The sequence below is a fragment of the Rhizobium sp. SG570 genome (assembly GCF_012275345.1).
GTDB lineage: Bacteria > Pseudomonadota > Alphaproteobacteria > Rhizobiales > Rhizobiaceae > Rhizobium > Rhizobium lusitanum.
This window is the reverse complement of sequence record NZ_JAAZQI010000007.1, coordinates 254285-269492: the sequence shown is the minus strand read 5'-3', so window position 1 is coordinate 269492 and position 15208 is coordinate 254285. Positions and strand designations below refer to the sequence as shown.

Sequence of the window (15208 nt, the reverse complement as noted above, 5' to 3'; positions counted from 1 at the left end):
GATCACAGCTCGATCAAGATTTTCCCGATGGTTTTGCCGTTTTCCTGCGCTTCATGCGCGTCCACAATCTGGTCCAGCGGCAGTTTCATGGCAATCGTCGGTCTGTAAGCGCCGGACGCTGCGCAGGCGGCGATTTCATCAGCCGCCTTTTGCAAGCTCACCTCGGGCATGGTGTAGAAATAAACGAAGCGAAAGGCCAAGCCGCCGCGCAACGCCGGAATAAACGGGATCGACAGCCTCGCCCCCGCATCTTCGGTCGCGTAGGCCGCGGCAATGCCATCTCGAGCGAGGCACGCGACCGCAACGTCGATATTGGCCACGAGATCGACATCGACGATGTGCTCGACGCCCTGGCCGTTGGTTGCGGCTTTGACTTTTTCGGCGATGTTTTCCTCATGCCGGTTGATGACCAGGTCGGCACCTGCGGCGCCGGCGACCTCGGCCTGCTCGTCGCGCCCGACCGTCGCGGCCACCCAGGCGCCTGCCCATTTGGCAAGAAGAATGGCTGCGTTACCGACGGCGCCCGCACCTCCCTGGACCAACACGCGCTTGCCTCGAAGATCACCATCCGCGAACAGGCAGCGATGCGCGGTCATGGCAGCGACGCCAAGACACGCACCAGTGTCGAATGAGACAGAATCCGCAAGCCTTACCACATGAGCGGCGGGCACAACCACGTATTCGGCGGCAGATCCGAATGCCTTGCCGGTCTGCGCTTTGTACACCCACACCCGTTCACCGATGAGGGTGTTCGGCACGCCTGGCCCGACCTTGTCGATTGTTCCCGCGGCATCCTGATGGGGGACGATACGGGGAAAGGGCATTGGCGCTCCGGTAAAGCCGGTGCGGTTTTTTACATCCGACGGATTGAGACCGGATACTGCTACCTTGACCCGCACTTCGCCACACTGTGGTTCGGGATCGGGCAGAAAGCCGATTTGCAGGACGTCCCGGGCTGAACCCTGCCGGTCGTAAAATACAGCTCTCATGGGCAGATTCCTCTCGTTCGATATGCCGTCCACCTACCGAGGCTGATCATCGTGTTGCAAGTAGGCAATATTTTTGCCTATAGGTATAAAAAGTACACTCTTGGATCTTCGCTATGGATGTCATCGATCGATGTGCGGTGGAAATCACCGTCGATGTGCTTGGTGGAAAGTGGAAGCCGATGATTATCTTCCGGCTCCTGGATGGCCCCCGCCGGTTTGGCGAACTGCGGCGCCTGGTGGGAGATCCCAGCCAACGCTCTCTGACAATCCAGCTTCGACAACTTGAAGCGGATGGGATTGTCGAGCGCACGGTCTTCGCGGAGGTCCCGCCTAGAGTGGAGTATGCGCTGTCCGAGTTCGGCAAAACGCTCAAACCCGTCATGTTGGCAATGCGGGACTGGGGGCGGTCGTTCAGGGGAAAAATTGGCTCGGATGCAGCAACTGGCGACTAGGCCCAGGTTTTCGTGAACTGCGGTGATTGTTACATCCACCGCAATTATCACTTCCATACTGAGCGGATTATCGTTTTCGCGAGGCTGGATATGTTGGTCTCCAAGCCAGTCGGTGCTGGCGCACAAACCCGAAGGAGACCTGCCATGAAACGTCTGATCTTGACCCTGCTGCTCGCAACCGCAAGCTTCGCTCCCCTGTCGATGGCCGCAGCGGCAACAGCTGAAGGGCCAACAACCATCCAGCAAGCTGCGGTTACCGTCCACTACCGCACCGTTGCGGTCGACGGTGTGAACATCTTTTATCGTGAGGCGGGTCCGAAGGACGGTCCGGTGCTCTTACTGCTGCATGGTTTCCCGACGTCTTCGCACATGTTCCGCAATTTGATCCCGCTGCTTGCGGACCGCTATCGCGTTATCGCGCCGGACTATCCGGGCTTCGGCGAGAGCGATGCCCCCGACCACGCAAAATTTGCCTACACATTTGGTCACTATGCCGATCTCGTCGATGGATTGCTCGACAAGCTCGGTGCGAAAAAATACGCCATGTATGTCATGGACTACGGCGCCCCGGTCGGCTACCGCCTCGCCCTGAAACATCCCGATCGCGTCAGCGCCCTCGTCGTGCAGAACGGAAATGCCTATGAGGAAGGTCTCACGGCATTTTGGGACCCGATCAAGAAATATTGGGCCGATGGATCTAGGAACAATCGCGAGGCGCTTTCTGGCCTTGTCACCCTGGAAACAACAAAGTTCCAGTACACGGACGGCATGAGCGATTTGAGCCGCATTAGCCCCGACAACTGGGTTCACGATCAGGCGCTGCTCGACCGTCCCGGCAACAAGGATATCCAACTCGATCTTTTCTATGACTATCGCACCAACGTGCCGCTCTACCCGCAGTTCCAGGCTTTCTTCCGCGAACGCAAGCCGCCGACCCTTATTGTCTGGGGCAAGAATGACAAGATCTTTCCTGCAGAAGGCGCGCATCCCTATCTTCGTGATCTTCCGGACGCTGAGATGCACCTTCTGGATACCGGACATTTTGCGCTGGAAGACAAGCTGGATGTGATGGCGCCGATGATTCACGACTTCCTCGACCGCAAGGTCCTCGGAGATAACTGAATATCAGGCCGCGCAGCCCTGTAGCTGCGCGGCCTTCTGTCTTCAGGCAAGCGGGGCGCGGGGTTCGAGAAAAGCCTCCAGCCTGAAGACGCCGAATTCCCGTCCGAAGCCGATTGCTTGAAGCCGCCGAAGGGTGCCGGGAGGCATGCGGCGCGCCGTTGATAAACACACGGCCACCCTGCCGGTGCCATGAGCAGGTCCTCCTTCCTCCGTGATTTGTGCCAGCCTAATCACTGCAAAACGAAAGCGTAATTTTCTATACCGGGCACGTGCACTACAGCTGCGAGGAGAGCCAGCAAACTAACCCTGATGGGGAAAAGGACAGTGCCATGTCAGTTGAAGTCGTGGACACACTCGTCGTCGGTGCCGGCCAGGCCGGTGTTGCCATGAGTGAACATCTGAGCAAGGCCGATGTTTCACATTTGGTGCTCGAGCGCAGCCGTATAGCCGAGCGTTGGCCATTGCTCATGCGGAGCCCCTATGTTGCGCCGATTAATCGCGCCTGCCGAAGATCGAGCTTTGCACGTCTGTACATGTGGCGCTTGATGAGTTTCAGGCGGGTTATCTGACCTTCGGTTTGCCTATTCGACCAAGGGGAGATGATAGCGTTTCGGACTCGGCATGCTCGGGGGAGGAGATCCGTTTCTTTGCCATCCCTGGACCGAATCCTGATTTACCCCGTCTTGGGAATTCCTGCGCCGACCAACTCGGCTAGCCGTCATTCAGGTTCTTGGGCGGAGGACGCTTGGTGCGTCCACGGTGAATTGGAAAATACAGCAGCACAACCGATATCACCAGAACCAGCAACAGCAGAACGACGAACTGAACGATCGTGTAACCGAGCTGATCGCGCGGCACGAACCAACCGGCGACAATACCGGCACCCAACATAAGTATGCGAACGAGCCACCCGATCATGATGTGTCCTCTTCAAGTCATATGACACGTAAATATACCGCGGGTCGCTCATCTGGCCTTGCGCGAGATCAAACCCATGTGTCGGCCGCCGATCCGATCTTGCCGGACCATATCTGGCGCATGATCACGGGGACGCCCTATGCCGAGACCGCGACCGCCCTGACGTCGGTTACCGCCTATTGCCTGAAGGAAGGGCGTGAGCGATGCCATCGCGTCACGGCCGATCTCATCAACAGCCTTGAGCTGCCGGCCCGCAGGGGCAGGAGATGCGGCGAAGGGAGGTGGCAGCGCGTCAAAGCGATCACTTCGACGAGCCGGAAATGTTTCTGTCGAAGCTCCGCAGCTTCCAGCGGAAGATATCGGAAAGCCCCGACAACGAGGACCATCGGCGCTAATGCGCCGGGACGAATTGGAACGCGGTACCCTTACGCTCGGCAAATCCGACGCGTGAGTGCGTTGATGGTCACGTTCGGTCGCAGCCTTGCGATGGGTGAGGATGCAATACGGTTGTTAGGCTTGGGTGGCCTTGTTCATGATCTTGGCAAGACGGCATTGTCCGTCGATCCTTTGCGAAAGCCCGGCCAACTAACGGTGCAAGAACTTGCTATCATCCGAACCCACCCCGAACGAGGCTATGAGATAGCCGCGCAGATCGATGACATGCCCGAGGCAGTTCTCGATATTTGTCTGTATCATCAGACCTTTTGAAAACGTTCGGGTCGCGGATGATAATCAATGGCGTCATCGACTGAATTATTAGGCCGCCAGAGTGCGTAACGTTTCGAAGCTCTGCTCGATCCGATGAACACCGAAATTACAATTAAACATCAATTAATGGGACAGTGCGAATATTCACCTGCGGCTCGGCTCTAACCGCATTCATCCAACGGAGGATTGGACGTGAATATTCTAAGTCGTGGTGCCAACGCTCTTGCAGCACTTGCTGCTCTGTCAAAGTCGCAAGCCATGATCGAGTTCGATCTGACGGGCCGAATTCTGATCGCTAACGAAAACTTCTGCCGTGCACTTGGCTATGATCTCACAGAGATTGTCGGCAAACATCATAGCATGTTCGTAGAGCGGAGCTATGCGCAATCCCCAGACTACAAGACTTTCTGGGCCAAGTTGGCCGCCGGCAATTTTGATCAACGACAATACAAGCGCGTTGGCAAAGGAGGCAAAGAAGTCTGGATCGAGGCGTCTTATAATCCAGTCTTTCGCCGAGGCAAACCTATCAAGGTCATCAAGATCGCGACCGACATCACAGCTCAGAAGCTGAAAACGGCTGAAGATGCCGGAAAGATCGAGGCCTTGTCGCGAGCGCAGGCCATCATCGAGTTCACGCCGACCGGTGATGTGCTGACTGCCAATGACAATTTCTTGTCAGCACTCGGTTATACACTTGCAGAGATACAGGGCAGGCACCACTCAATGTTCTGTGAACCGGCCTACACGGGAACCAGCGATTATCGACAATTTTGGGCCAGGCTCAGCGCCGGCGAGTTCGTTGCCGACGAATTCATGCGGATCGGCAAAGGCGGTCGCAAGGTTTTTATTCAAGCATCCTATAATCCGATCTTCGATCTCAATGGGAAGGTTTTCAAGGTCGTTAAATTTGCAACGGATGTCACCGGCCGCGTCGAGAATGTCGAAGCACTGGCGAATTGCCTGACCAACCTGGCGGACGGTGATCTATCGCAAAGGATTGAGAAGCCATTTATCGCTTCGCTAGAGCGGTTGCGGACGGATTTCAATGAAGCCTCCGAAAAACTGAAGCGGGCCATGTCAACTGTAGCAGACAATGCACAGGCCATTTCATCCGGTTCAAATCAGGTCCAAGCTGCCGCCGACGACCTCGCCAAGCGTACTGAACAACAGGCTGCGTCCATCGAGCAGACGGCTGCCGCACTGGAAGAGATTACCACGACAGTAAAAGATTCGAGCCATCGGGCCGAAGAGGCTGGTCGGTTGGTGACCCGGACGCGCGAGCATGCTGAGCATTCCGGCGCGGTGGTGCGTGACGCCATTGGCGCTATGGATCAAATCGAGGCTTCATCGCGCGAAATCTCAAACATCATCGGGGTCATCGATGAGATCGCCTTTCAAACAAACCTTCTCGCCCTTAATGCTGGAGTTGAGGCAGCGCGCGCGGGTGAAGCCGGCAAGGGTTTTGCAGTCGTGGCCCAGGAGGTCCGCGAGCTCGCACAACGGTCTGCGACGGCCGCCAAGGAGATAAAGGCTTTGATCACGGCATCCGGCGGCCATGTCCAGAGCGGTGTTTCGCTCGTGACCAAAGCGGGATCCGCTCTGCAAGAGATCGCTACCCAGGTTCATGCGATCGACACCAATGTGGTTGCAATCGTAGAAGCCGCACGCGAACAGTCGACGGCGCTTGCGGAGATCAACCAAGCCGTAAACATGGTCGATCAAGGCACTCAGCAGAATGCAGCGATGGTCGAAGAACAGACCGCCGCAAGCCACAGCCTCGCACGCGAAGCCGCTGCGCTCTTTGAGCTTCTTGATCAATTCAAGTTCGATGATGTCATGGCTCGCACTGCGGTATCAACAAGACATGCAATCCAGTCTGCAGCGCCTCCTGCCCAAGGGCGCAAACTGCGCAATGCTCCAACTATTCTCGCGACATACGGATCCGCAGCTCTATCTGCAAAAGAAACGGAATGGGAGGAGTTTTAGGACATCGTGACGATGGCGCTAGCCTTCCCCTCGTTGGAGTGGAAGGCGGCCAATATGGCTTTGATTGCAAAAATCTCGCTGACGCTCGATGAGGGCTGGTAATTTTTAGCGAGATTTTTGAAGAGCGATTTCAAGTGGCGGCATTTTCGGGGTGAGATTATCCTTTGGTCGGTACGGTGGTACTGTCGCGATGGTGTAAGCCACAGCCGGGGCAAGATAACCAGCCAAGACAAAGATGTGAGTCCGACTTGCAACAACGCTCGGACAATTTGCGGTCCAATCAATTTGGTGCTGGATCTCCGTGATTCATCCAAGCTATTCACCAAGTAGCGGAGTGATTTGAAGACGCGCGTGGGCGCCTTGATCTCCGCAATGGGACACGTCATGACGGCGCAGACTATTGCTGCATGGGCAATACAGAACGGATTCAATTCGCTCGATTCGTGGAAGTATCGTCGCAGCGACGATGTGGGCACGATCACCATCGAGATAAAAAAGTTCTCAGTGGTGCTGATCGACGAGAGAGCCGGTTTGCGCCCACGTATTGTTTCAAAATTGTTCAAAGACTTATTTTCCCAGAGTCCAAACGGTGGGCTCGAGCGGTTTTTGTTCGATCGTTGAAAATCATATCGGCACGAGGATCCGATACCGATAGGTGCGATAATCGATTGTCTTGCAGGCATGGCGGCAGGTTCTCGCAGGGGTGCGTATTTGCAATCATGCCCTTGCGATGCCCAAATTCCCAGAAACTGATCATCTCCCGCGGTGTGCAAGTCTCTCCAGCGCCTCTGCAGCCGCCTTGAGATCCGGCGTATCTCGGCCCTCCGTGAGACGCTCGAAGATCGGTCGCAACAACTCTGTCGCTTCCGTCGAACGACCCTGGCCAGCCCATAGTCTCGCCAGATCTGTCGCCGCTCGCACCTCCCAGGATCCCGCGCCCTGGCCTCGGCTCATCTGCAGGGATTGCGTGAGGTATGTCTCCCCATCCATGTTGCTCAACTCGGGCGCAGCCAGAAGAATGCTTCCCCTTAGCCTCAAAAGCTCGGGAAGATAGGAAAAGTACCCCTTGTCCTCGATCAATTGTGCCGTGTCTTCCGCCAGCGACCAAGCGTCGGTGTAGCGGCCGATCGAGACAAAGCCCGCAATCAAGACGAACTGGAACCGGATGGTGAACAGTTCGAAGCGTGCGACGTGGAGGTTTTCGAGTTGCCTTTGCAAGGCGGCCGCGCCGACCTCTACGTCTCCTCGTCGGATCGCGATTTCGGCTCGGAACGCATGTCCCATCGGCAGGTATGGTCCGAAAGAAAGTGTTTCCGCCCTCGTTATAAACGGCAACAGATGCTCTTCCGCAAGGTCAAGATCGCCGATCCACAGGAGTGTTGCGATCGAACTGAGCGAGATCGCGAAGGACACCGGATGGCGAATCGTTTCAGCATCCTTGAACGCCTGGCGAATAACGGCACGGGCCTGATCGCGATACCCTTGAAGCCAGAGCGTCGTCGACCATCCTATGCCAGCCCAGGTGTAGTGGTCGAACCCATAATGGATCTGCTTGCTCGCAGGCGATCTTCCGGGTTCGAGAACCGGGGCCAGCGTCGTGCGTGCCTCCCCGAGGCGACCGACCAAGCAGTACGACAGACCGAGGAGGGTATGCGACAGAGCAGTCGCCGCGGGATCGCCGAGACTGCCAGCGATCTCGAAACAACGCTCTGCATACTGCAGGCATCGTCGGAACTCTCCGCTGCGGAGATGGAAGAAGTAGAGTGGCCCAAGGAGGCGGGCGGCATTGAGGTAGTCGCCCCGCGCCTGCGCGATCTCAAGGCTTCTGTTGAGAGCCGCGGCCGACATGTCGTTGTGCCCTTGTGTGAACATCAAAGACACCCCGAACGACGCCTGAAGCTGCATCTCCTCGCTGCCGCCGCGCGTCTTCTCGTCGATCGACTGCAGCGCGCGCTCCGTCCAACGGTGGCACTCGGGCAGCAGACCCATCGCCCGGAACACAGGTGCGACCGCCGCGACCAGTCCGACGCGCATGGACGCATCGCCTGTCTCGCCAAAACACCATTCGAGGGCCGAACGAACATTGTCGATTGCATTGAAGTGCGGCGCGCGTTCCGTGGCGGTCGAGAGCGATGACCACTCGCTGCCGTTTTGTTCGAACCACACTCTGCAGTAGGCCGCATGACGGCTCGACAGGTCCGTACGCTCGTCATCGTCCTTGCCGCGGTCCAACACGTATGCTCGGGTCGTGTCCAGCAGGCGGTAGCGCATCATCGCTCCGAGCGGACGCGCTGCCACCATCGACTTCTCGACAAGGCTGTCGATCGCCGCGAAGACTGACGCACGGTCGAGCGTCTCGCTCGCCACCACCTCCAAGGCGGCATCGAGCGGGAAGTTACCGACGAACACGGCCAGGCGCCGCAAGACCGTTCGCTCGAGATCGGATAAGAGGCCATAGCTCCAATCCAGCGTCGCCTGAAGGGTTTGCTGACGCGGTGGCGCGCTTCGAAGTCCCTGCCACAACAGCGTGAGCTGCTGATCCAGCAGCGCCGCGGTCTGTTCCAGCCCGTAGGTCTCGACACGCCTGGCGGCGAGTTCGATGGCAAGTGCGACACCATCGAGCTTGCGGCAGATCTCGCAGACGATGGCTGCCTGCGCGCCATTCACATCCAGTTGAGCTCCGCCGGCCACCGCACGTTCGACAAACAACTGTGTCGCGGGGAAGTCTTGAAGCGCCGCCACCGAAATCTCCGGAACGTCCGGCGGACATGCCAGGGCATCCAACCGGTAGACACGCTCGCCCTCGATGCGCAGGGTTTCCCGGCTTGTCGCCAGGATATGCACCTGCGGGGCGGAATTCAGGATCGACATCACGGTCGTTGCGATTGCCTCGACAAGATGTTCGCAGGTGTCGAGGACTAGCAGGATGTGCTTGTCCTTTAAGAAGCGGACGAGTTCAGGTGTAGCGTCGTCGGCCTGGATCGACAACCCAAGCAAAGTGGCAACTGTGGTTGCCGCGAGCCGAGCATCTCCGATCGCGCCAAAGTCGACAAACAGAACATGTCTGTCGAACTGATCCGCGACGTGATGTGCGGCCGCGATTGCAAGGGTGGTCTTGCCGACACCGCCATGGCCGACGATCGTAACCAAACGGGAATCGGTGAGCTGAGCGGCCAGCTTCAAAACATCGACATCGCGGCCGACCATGCGCCCGAGAAGCGGGGGAAGGTTGGCGTGTGGGAATAGGTCAATCGAAGCGGACGCACTTCCCCGGTCGACGGATGTTCTCGAGATCGGAGCGACGAAGCAATATCCCCGTCCAGGTACCGTCGTGATATATCGTGCTCCGTCTTCGCCGTCTCCGAGTGCCTTGCGAAGGCCCGTCATGTGGAAACGGAGGCTGCCTTCCTCGACAACAGCATCCGGCCAGACCTGAAGCATCAAGTCTTTTTTGCTGATGATTTCGTTGGGGGCGGAGACGAGCGCAATAAGGATGTCGAGCGCGCGTCCGCCCAGGTCTGTCGGGGTGCCGTTCCTGGACAGCAGCCTCTCGTTAACGGCCAGCGTAAACGGACCGAAGCGATATGCCTGATTGTCTGCAACCACCTCAATCGCCATGGTGTCTTCCCGAGAGACCCAATGAACTGGCCAAACCTTAGTTGAAGTCCATCTCATCCGCTATCGCAAACTCGGAGAGATTTGCGCCAAGGCTGCTCTCTTTGATTGCATACCATTTGTGTAAAACAACTAATTGAGAGTCAACACCAGGTGAGTACCTGCAACGATGTGAACACTGTTAGATCCAAATGGCGCTGACAGTGCAACGCCACTCGCAAAAGCTAACGCTTCCTCATACCCCATAACGGGCGTTTTCCGCTCTCTCCTCGTAGGTTCTGACGCAGCACGGAGGTGCAGCCAGACCTTTCCGATTTTGAGGAGATTCGACATGCATACGAAAGCTTTCGAAGAGATTGATCAGGACCGCCGCATGCTTCTAGGTGCGGCAACGCTGGGGATCGCTACCGTGGGCGCAATGAGCCTGCTGCCGTCGCGTCTGGCCGCAGCCCCGGCGGCCGACGCTATCCGGCCATTCCATGTCAAGTTCAAGGACGACCAGCTCGCTGACCTTCGCCACCGCGTCGCGGCGACCCGCTGGCCAGACCAGGAAACGGTTTCGGACGACACGCAGGGCGTCCGATTGAACACCATCAAGAAGCTTGCCAAGCACTGGCAGGGCTATAACTGGCGCACCGTCGAAACCCGGCTCAACAGCTTCCCGCAGTTCGTCACCGAGATCGACGGCCTCGACATCCATTTCATCCATGTCCGCTCCAAGCATGAGAACGCGCTACCGATCATCATCACGCATGGTTGGCCGGGTTCGATCATCGAGCAGATGAAAATCATCAAGCCGCTCACCGATCCGACGGCCTATGGTGGCACTGAAGACGACGCGTTCCATGTCGTCATCCCCTCACTACCGGGCTACGGCTTCTCCGCCAAGCCTAAGGAGGTTGGCTGGAACCCACCCCGCATCGCCAAGGCTTGGGCCGTGTTGATGCAACGCCTCGGCTACACGAAATACGTCGCCCAGGGCGGCGACTGGGGCAATGCCGTAACCGAACTGATGGCGGTACAGGAGCCGCCGGGACTGCTTGGCATCCATACCAACATGGCGGCAACCGTGCCCGCCGACATAGCCAAGGCGCTCGCGGCCGGCAGTCCGGCACCTGCAGGTCTTTCAGACGACGAGAAACGCGCCTACGGCCAGCTCGACGATTTCTACAAGAACGGGCTCGGCTATGCGGTCGAGATGAACAATCGCCCGCAGACGCTCTACGGCATCGTGGATTCGCCGGTCGGGCTCGCCGCCTGGATGCTCGATCACGACATCCGCAGCTACCAGATGATCGCACGGTCCTTCGACGGCGCGAAGGAGGGGCTGACACCGGACGACGTTCTTGACAACGTCACCCTCTACTGGCTGACCAACACTGCGATCTCGTCGGCGCGTCTCTATTGGGACAACGCCCATTTCCCGTCGGGAGGATTCTTCGATCCTCGCGGCATCAAGATCCCGGTCGCCGTAAGCGCCTTCCCGGACGAAATCTACCAGGCGCCGCAGAGCTGGGCCGAGAAGGCTTATCCGAAGCTCATTCACTACAACCGGCCGCCGAAAGGTGGACATTTCGCTGCCTGGGAGCAGCCGGAGCTGATGACGACCGAACTGCGGGCGTCGTTCAAGTCGCTGCGCGACGAGACGTGACGAATTCAATGGCGCGGCGCCCCGCGCCATCGTCCCCCCGTATTACCCCATTCCATCAAGGAGAAACGGACATGAGCGAGAACCAGATCGTCGATTCAAGCTTCAGCGCCATCATCAACGCACCGATCGAGAAGATCGACATTCCGAAGTGGTGCTTTTCTCTTCCCGAGAAGGAATATCAGGGCTGCTCGCCCGCCCATATCGCCGCCGGCTTCACGACCGCACCCGACGGCAAGCGCATGTCGATCAATGTCGAGACGATCGGCGGTAGCCTCATGGTCCAGCACTATGTCGAAACACTCGGCGAGAAAGATCATCTGATCCTCGATTCCGACTCCGACGTGTTCACGCCTACGGGCCGCGTCACCATCCACGTGACCTGGGAACTGAGCGTTAGGGAGATCGAGAAGGGGAGATGCGAATTCACCAATCGGGTGCAGTCGTTCGCCACCAAGGAGATGCTTGCATCCCTCGACCGACAGGGAATTCCTTTCGAAATCTTTCGTACGCAGCGTCAACCGATGTCGATCGCGCACAACAAGGGTGAAACGCCCCTGTTTGCCGCCAGCATCGAGCGTGCCGCGCTCAGGAGCAACTGATTCATCGACAGCGATCCCCACGCCGCAACGGAGAGTTCAATGGCCCAACTGTCCTACGATCCTGACGTTACCGCCCTCCTGGTCGTCGATCCGTACAACGACTTCATTTCCGAAGGAGGCAAGATCTGGCCGCGCATCAAGGATGTGGCCGAGGCAAACAATTGCGTTCCGCACATGAAGCAGATTCTTGAAGCGGCACGGGAAAACAAACTTCGCGTCTTTTTCGCAATGCATCACCGCTACCGCGAGGGTGACTACGAGACCTGGAAATACATCGCTCCCATCCAGAAACTGGCGTGGAACCGCCGGACCTTCGAATTCGGAACATGGGGCGGCGAGTATAGGGCCGAGTTTGTTCCCGCGCCGGGTGAGACTGTCGCCTCGGAACACTGGTGCTCCAGCGGCTTCGCCAACACGGATCTCGACAATCAGCTCAAGAGGCAGGGTATTCACAGGCTCGTCGTGATCGGCCTCATTGCTCATACATGCATCGAGGCGACGGTCCGCTTCGCGGCCGAACTCGGCTACGACGTAACCGTCGTCAAGGACGCCGTCGCCGACTACTCGGACGAGATGATGCATGCCGCGCTCGAAATCAACATGCCGAACTACGCCAGCGCGATCGTGAGCACCGAGGAGATCCTCGTGGCGCTGTCGTCCGTCCGAAGCGCTGCGTCCGCCGCGCAGTAGACGGTACCAACGACAGATCAAGGGCGGCGGGCGTTTCTTTCCTCCCCAAAACGCCTGCCGCCCTCGGCATCCGCCGCCGGCGCGTCTTTGCCGCCGCGGCAACCCTGTAGCAAGGAGCACAGCCATGGACATGTCTTTTAGTACCCGCAGCGTCGACCTTCTCCGCCGTCGCCTCATCGGTACCGCCGCGATGGCGACGGCCACTTTACCGCTTGCGGCTCTAGTGGCTTCCAAGGTCCAGGCATCGAATGCGGTGACCTCAACAAGCAAACCGCAATCGGAGCCGTCATTCGCGAGCCCGAAACAGATCCGCGCCGGGTTGCTGGATATTTCCTATATCGAAACCGGTCCTTCCGACGGTCTGCCGATCCTGCTTTTGCACGGCTGGCCCTACGATATCCATTCCTTCGAAGAAGTCGCGCCGCTTCTCGCCTCCAAGGGCTACCGGGTGATTATCCCGAGTCTCCGGGGATACGGTGGAACGCGGTTCATATCGGATGAAGTGGTGCGTAACGGCCAGCCTTCGGCGCTCGCCCTCGATGTCATCGCCCTCATGGATGCCCTGAAAATAGAAAAAGCAGTCTTCGCGGGCTTCGACTGGGGCGCAAGAACCGCCAACATCATATCTGTTCTGTGGCCGCAGCGCGTCCAGGCAATGGTCTCCGTCAGTGGCTACCTGATCGGAAGCCAGGAGGCGGGCAGGACGCCGCTGCCGCCGAAGGCCGAGCTCGCCTGGTGGTATCAATTCTACTTCGCCACGGAACGCGGACGGCTCGGATACGACAAGTACCGGAAGGAATTCGCTAAGCTGATCTGGCAGCTAGCCTCGCCGCAATGGAAGTTCGAGGACGCGACGTTTTCTCGCAGCGCTGCCTCCTTCGACAACCCGGACCATGTTGCCGTCGTCATCCATAATTATCGGTGGCGGCTCGGGATCGCGGACGGCGAGCCTCAATACGCTGAGTTCGAAAGGCAGCTCGCCGCGTTTCCAGTGGTCACGGTTCCGACCATCACCATGGAAGGCGATGCAAACGGAGCGCCCCATCCCGAACCCCCGTCCTACCGAAACAAGTTCACCGGGAAATACTCGCATCGGCTCATCAGGGGCGGCGTAGGACACAACCTGCCGCAGGAAGCCCCGAAGGAATTCGCCCAGGCGGTCCTCGATGTCATCCAGACCTGAAGAGACAAAAGAACCTGCCCGTAGGGGCCGGAGTGAAGCAGTCATCGTCCAACACACAAGATCAAGGAGCATGTCATGAGCGAAGGTTCAAAAGTCCTGTACACGGCAAAGACGCATGTCAGCGGCGGCCGCGAGAATGGCGTCGCGCGCAGTTCCGACGGCCGCCTCGACGTCAGGCTGGGAGTGCCTGGCACGGCGCGCATCGGCACGAACCCAGAGCAGTTGTTCGCCGCCGGCTGGTCGGCCTGCTTCGAAAGCGCCATCGGACTGATTGTGCAGAAGAAACGCATCAAGCTCGACGGCGATGTTGCGATCGACGCCGAAGTCGACCTCAACCTCTCCGACGCCGACGGCTATTCGCTGACAGCCCGTCTCAACGTCAGGATCCCAGGCGTGGAGCGCGATGTCGCACAGGCCCTGATCGAAGAAGCGCATCAGATCTGCCCGTACTCGAAGGCGACGCGCGGCAATATCGACGTTTCGATCCGGCTGGTGTGAACCGCCGTAGTTGTCACTCAACCTTAATCAGGGACACCCTCCCTTGGATCTTAACATGGAGAATTTCGATGTTTACGATTACCAGTCCAGACCAACTTCGTGCTCGCCGGGCTGCGGCTGCCGTCATCGCCTTCACAACCCTCGCGGCGTTTTCAGACTGCGCCTTCGCGCTTGAGAGAACCTCCGCCAACTCGCTTCGTTGCAACGGTGCGATGGAAGCCATCCGCCGTGACGGCGCGATCATCGTCCGTCGCCCGGCGGACAGAGTGAGCGGCCTCACCGTCTATGACCGCTATGTCGGTGGCACGGCCTCCTGCAATGCGGACGAGATTGCTGTCCTGCAAGAAATCAAGACTGTCGACGTGTCGATGTGCGCCTTCTTCATCTGCAAGCACGCGCCCATGGGCAATCATTAGGCACCAACCGATGTCTTAAGCCCCTTCGGAAATGTTCTGTTGAAAGGAGCAACTGCGATGACATCCGCAATGGGCACGGCGCTCATAACTGGCGCATCTTCCGGCATGGGCGCAGTCTATGCCGACAGGCTTGCGCGACGAGGATATGACCTCATCCGCGGCGCGCGTGGCCGGGGATCCTTGAGGAGCGTCGCGGATGCTATCGCCGCCGCGACGGGTTGGGCCACAACCCCGGTCCGCGCGGATCTCGGCAATCCTGAAGACCTTCGACGGGTCGAATCCATCCTCCGCATGGAAAGCTACCGTCAATCAAACATACCTCATCTGCAATATATGCACCAACGTGCGGTTGGATCGGATCGGGAAGACGCCTATGTTTGA

General features: G+C 58.3%; 14 protein-coding genes and 2 pseudogenes. 14 read left to right on the top strand and 2 right to left on the bottom strand.

Annotation, left to right across the window (positions count from 1 at the left end):
• Nucleotides 1–2: 2 nt before the first annotated feature.
• Nucleotides 3–989, bottom strand: coding sequence for an NADPH:quinone reductase (locus tag FHT28_RS16735; RefSeq protein WP_168596792.1), 987 nt, complete (start codon nucleotides 987–989; stop codon nucleotides 3–5).
• 113 nt (nucleotides 990–1102) lie between these two features.
• Between FHT28_RS16735 and FHT28_RS16730 the strand changes: the two genes are divergently transcribed.
• The 7 genes and pseudogenes from FHT28_RS16730 (at nucleotide 1103) to FHT28_RS16705 (ending at nucleotide 6796) form a co-directional block, all read left to right on the top strand.
• Nucleotides 1103–1441, top strand: coding sequence for a helix-turn-helix domain-containing protein (locus FHT28_RS16730; RefSeq protein ID WP_168596791.1), 339 nt, complete (start codon nucleotides 1103–1105; stop codon nucleotides 1439–1441).
• 144 nt (nucleotides 1442–1585) lie between these two features.
• The gene (locus FHT28_RS16725; protein ID WP_168596790.1) at nucleotides 1586–2563 is read left to right on the top strand and encodes an alpha/beta hydrolase; all 978 of its coding nucleotides are present in this window, start codon (nucleotides 1586–1588) and stop codon (nucleotides 2561–2563) included.
• Between the two features lie 329 nt (nucleotides 2564–2892).
• A pseudogene (locus FHT28_RS16720) lies at nucleotides 2893–3021 on the top strand (FAD-dependent oxidoreductase); the annotation flags it as partial.
• Nucleotides 3022–3322: 301 nt separating this feature from the next.
• A complete protein-coding gene (locus FHT28_RS16715; protein WP_348644989.1) occupies nucleotides 3323–4189 on the top strand; it encodes an HD domain-containing phosphohydrolase in 867 nt (288 codons plus the stop codon).
• Between the two features lie 192 nt (nucleotides 4190–4381).
• Nucleotides 4382–6175: a PAS domain-containing methyl-accepting chemotaxis protein gene (locus FHT28_RS16710; protein WP_168596789.1), complete on the top strand. Its 1794-nt coding sequence runs from the start codon at nucleotides 4382–4384 to the stop codon at nucleotides 6173–6175.
• A 117-nt stretch (nucleotides 6176–6292) separates the two neighbouring features.
• Nucleotides 6293–6379 (top strand): annotated as a pseudogene (locus tag FHT28_RS36215) (IS6 family transposase); the annotation flags it as partial.
• Nucleotides 6380–6559: 180 nt separating this feature from the next.
• Complete coding sequence (locus FHT28_RS16705; protein WP_037199530.1) at nucleotides 6560–6796, top strand: hypothetical protein; 237 nt, start codon at nucleotides 6560–6562, stop codon at nucleotides 6794–6796.
• A gap of 132 nt (nucleotides 6797–6928) precedes the next feature.
• On the opposite strand, the gene FHT28_RS16700 is transcribed toward FHT28_RS16705, so the two are convergent.
• Entirely contained in the window at nucleotides 6929–9793 is a 2865-nt protein-coding gene (locus FHT28_RS16700) for a winged helix-turn-helix domain-containing protein (RefSeq protein WP_168596788.1), read from the bottom strand.
• Nucleotides 9794–10163: 370 nt separating this feature from the next.
• Here FHT28_RS16700 and FHT28_RS16695 point away from each other — a divergent pair, with 370 nt between their 5' ends.
• The 7 genes from FHT28_RS16695 to FHT28_RS16665 all read left to right on the top strand — a co-directional run bounded on the left by FHT28_RS16695 (nucleotide 10164) and on the right by FHT28_RS16665 (nucleotide 15208).
• The gene (locus tag FHT28_RS16695) at nucleotides 10164–11441 is read left to right on the top strand and encodes an epoxide hydrolase family protein (RefSeq protein WP_047640755.1); all 1278 of its coding nucleotides are present in this window, start codon (nucleotides 10164–10166) and stop codon (nucleotides 11439–11441) included.
• A 71-nt stretch (nucleotides 11442–11512) separates the two neighbouring features.
• Nucleotides 11513–12040 carry a hypothetical protein gene (locus tag FHT28_RS16690; protein WP_037199391.1) on the top strand — a complete coding sequence of 176 codons (528 nt, stop codon included), beginning with the start codon at nucleotides 11513–11515 and terminating at the stop codon, nucleotides 12038–12040.
• Between the two features lie 39 nt (nucleotides 12041–12079).
• Complete coding sequence (locus FHT28_RS16685; RefSeq protein WP_168596787.1) at nucleotides 12080–12730, top strand: isochorismatase family cysteine hydrolase; 651 nt, start codon at nucleotides 12080–12082, stop codon at nucleotides 12728–12730.
• A gap of 124 nt (nucleotides 12731–12854) precedes the next feature.
• Complete coding sequence (locus tag FHT28_RS16680) at nucleotides 12855–13913, top strand: alpha/beta hydrolase (protein WP_246704872.1); 1059 nt, start codon at nucleotides 12855–12857, stop codon at nucleotides 13911–13913.
• A 75-nt stretch (nucleotides 13914–13988) separates the two neighbouring features.
• Nucleotides 13989–14411 carry an organic hydroperoxide resistance protein gene (locus FHT28_RS16675; protein ID WP_168596786.1) on the top strand — a complete coding sequence of 141 codons (423 nt, stop codon included), beginning with the start codon at nucleotides 13989–13991 and terminating at the stop codon, nucleotides 14409–14411.
• Nucleotides 14412–14479: 68 nt separating this feature from the next.
• Nucleotides 14480–14827, top strand: coding sequence for a hypothetical protein (locus tag FHT28_RS16670; protein WP_168596785.1), 348 nt, complete (start codon nucleotides 14480–14482; stop codon nucleotides 14825–14827).
• A gap of 57 nt (nucleotides 14828–14884) precedes the next feature.
• Nucleotides 14885–15208 (top strand): SDR family NAD(P)-dependent oxidoreductase, encoded by a 324-nt coding sequence (locus tag FHT28_RS16665; RefSeq protein WP_168596784.1) that lies wholly within the window; start codon nucleotides 14885–14887, stop codon nucleotides 15206–15208.

Bases quoted from the DNA above. Each gene is read 5' to 3' on its own strand.
- FHT28_RS16730 (WP_168596791.1), top strand. From the start codon at position 1,103: ATGGATGTCATCGATCGATGTGCGGTGGAAATCACCGTCGATGTGCTT.
- FHT28_RS16685 (WP_168596787.1), top strand. From the start codon at position 12,080: ATGGCCCAACTGTCCTACGATCCTGACGTTACCGCCCTCCTGGTCGTC.
- FHT28_RS16705 (WP_037199530.1), top strand. From the start codon at position 6,560: ATGACGGCGCAGACTATTGCTGCATGGGCAATACAGAACGGATTCAAT.
- FHT28_RS16670 (WP_168596785.1), top strand. From the start codon at position 14,480: ATGTTTACGATTACCAGTCCAGACCAACTTCGTGCTCGCCGGGCTGCG.
- FHT28_RS16675 (WP_168596786.1), top strand. From the start codon at position 13,989: ATGAGCGAAGGTTCAAAAGTCCTGTACACGGCAAAGACGCATGTCAGC.
- FHT28_RS16725 (WP_168596790.1), top strand. From the start codon at position 1,586: ATGAAACGTCTGATCTTGACCCTGCTGCTCGCAACCGCAAGCTTCGCT.
- FHT28_RS16665 (WP_168596784.1), top strand. From the start codon at position 14,885: ATGACATCCGCAATGGGCACGGCGCTCATAACTGGCGCATCTTCCGGC.
- FHT28_RS16680 (WP_246704872.1), top strand. From the start codon at position 12,855: ATGGACATGTCTTTTAGTACCCGCAGCGTCGACCTTCTCCGCCGTCGC.
- FHT28_RS16695 (WP_047640755.1), top strand. From the start codon at position 10,164: ATGCTTCTAGGTGCGGCAACGCTGGGGATCGCTACCGTGGGCGCAATG.
- FHT28_RS16735 (WP_168596792.1), bottom strand. From the start codon at position 989: ATGAGAGCTGTATTTTACGACCGGCAGGGTTCAGCCCGGGACGTCCTG.
- FHT28_RS16690 (WP_037199391.1), top strand. From the start codon at position 11,513: ATGAGCGAGAACCAGATCGTCGATTCAAGCTTCAGCGCCATCATCAAC.
- FHT28_RS16700 (WP_168596788.1), bottom strand. From the start codon at position 9,793: ATGGCGATTGAGGTGGTTGCAGACAATCAGGCATATCGCTTCGGTCCG.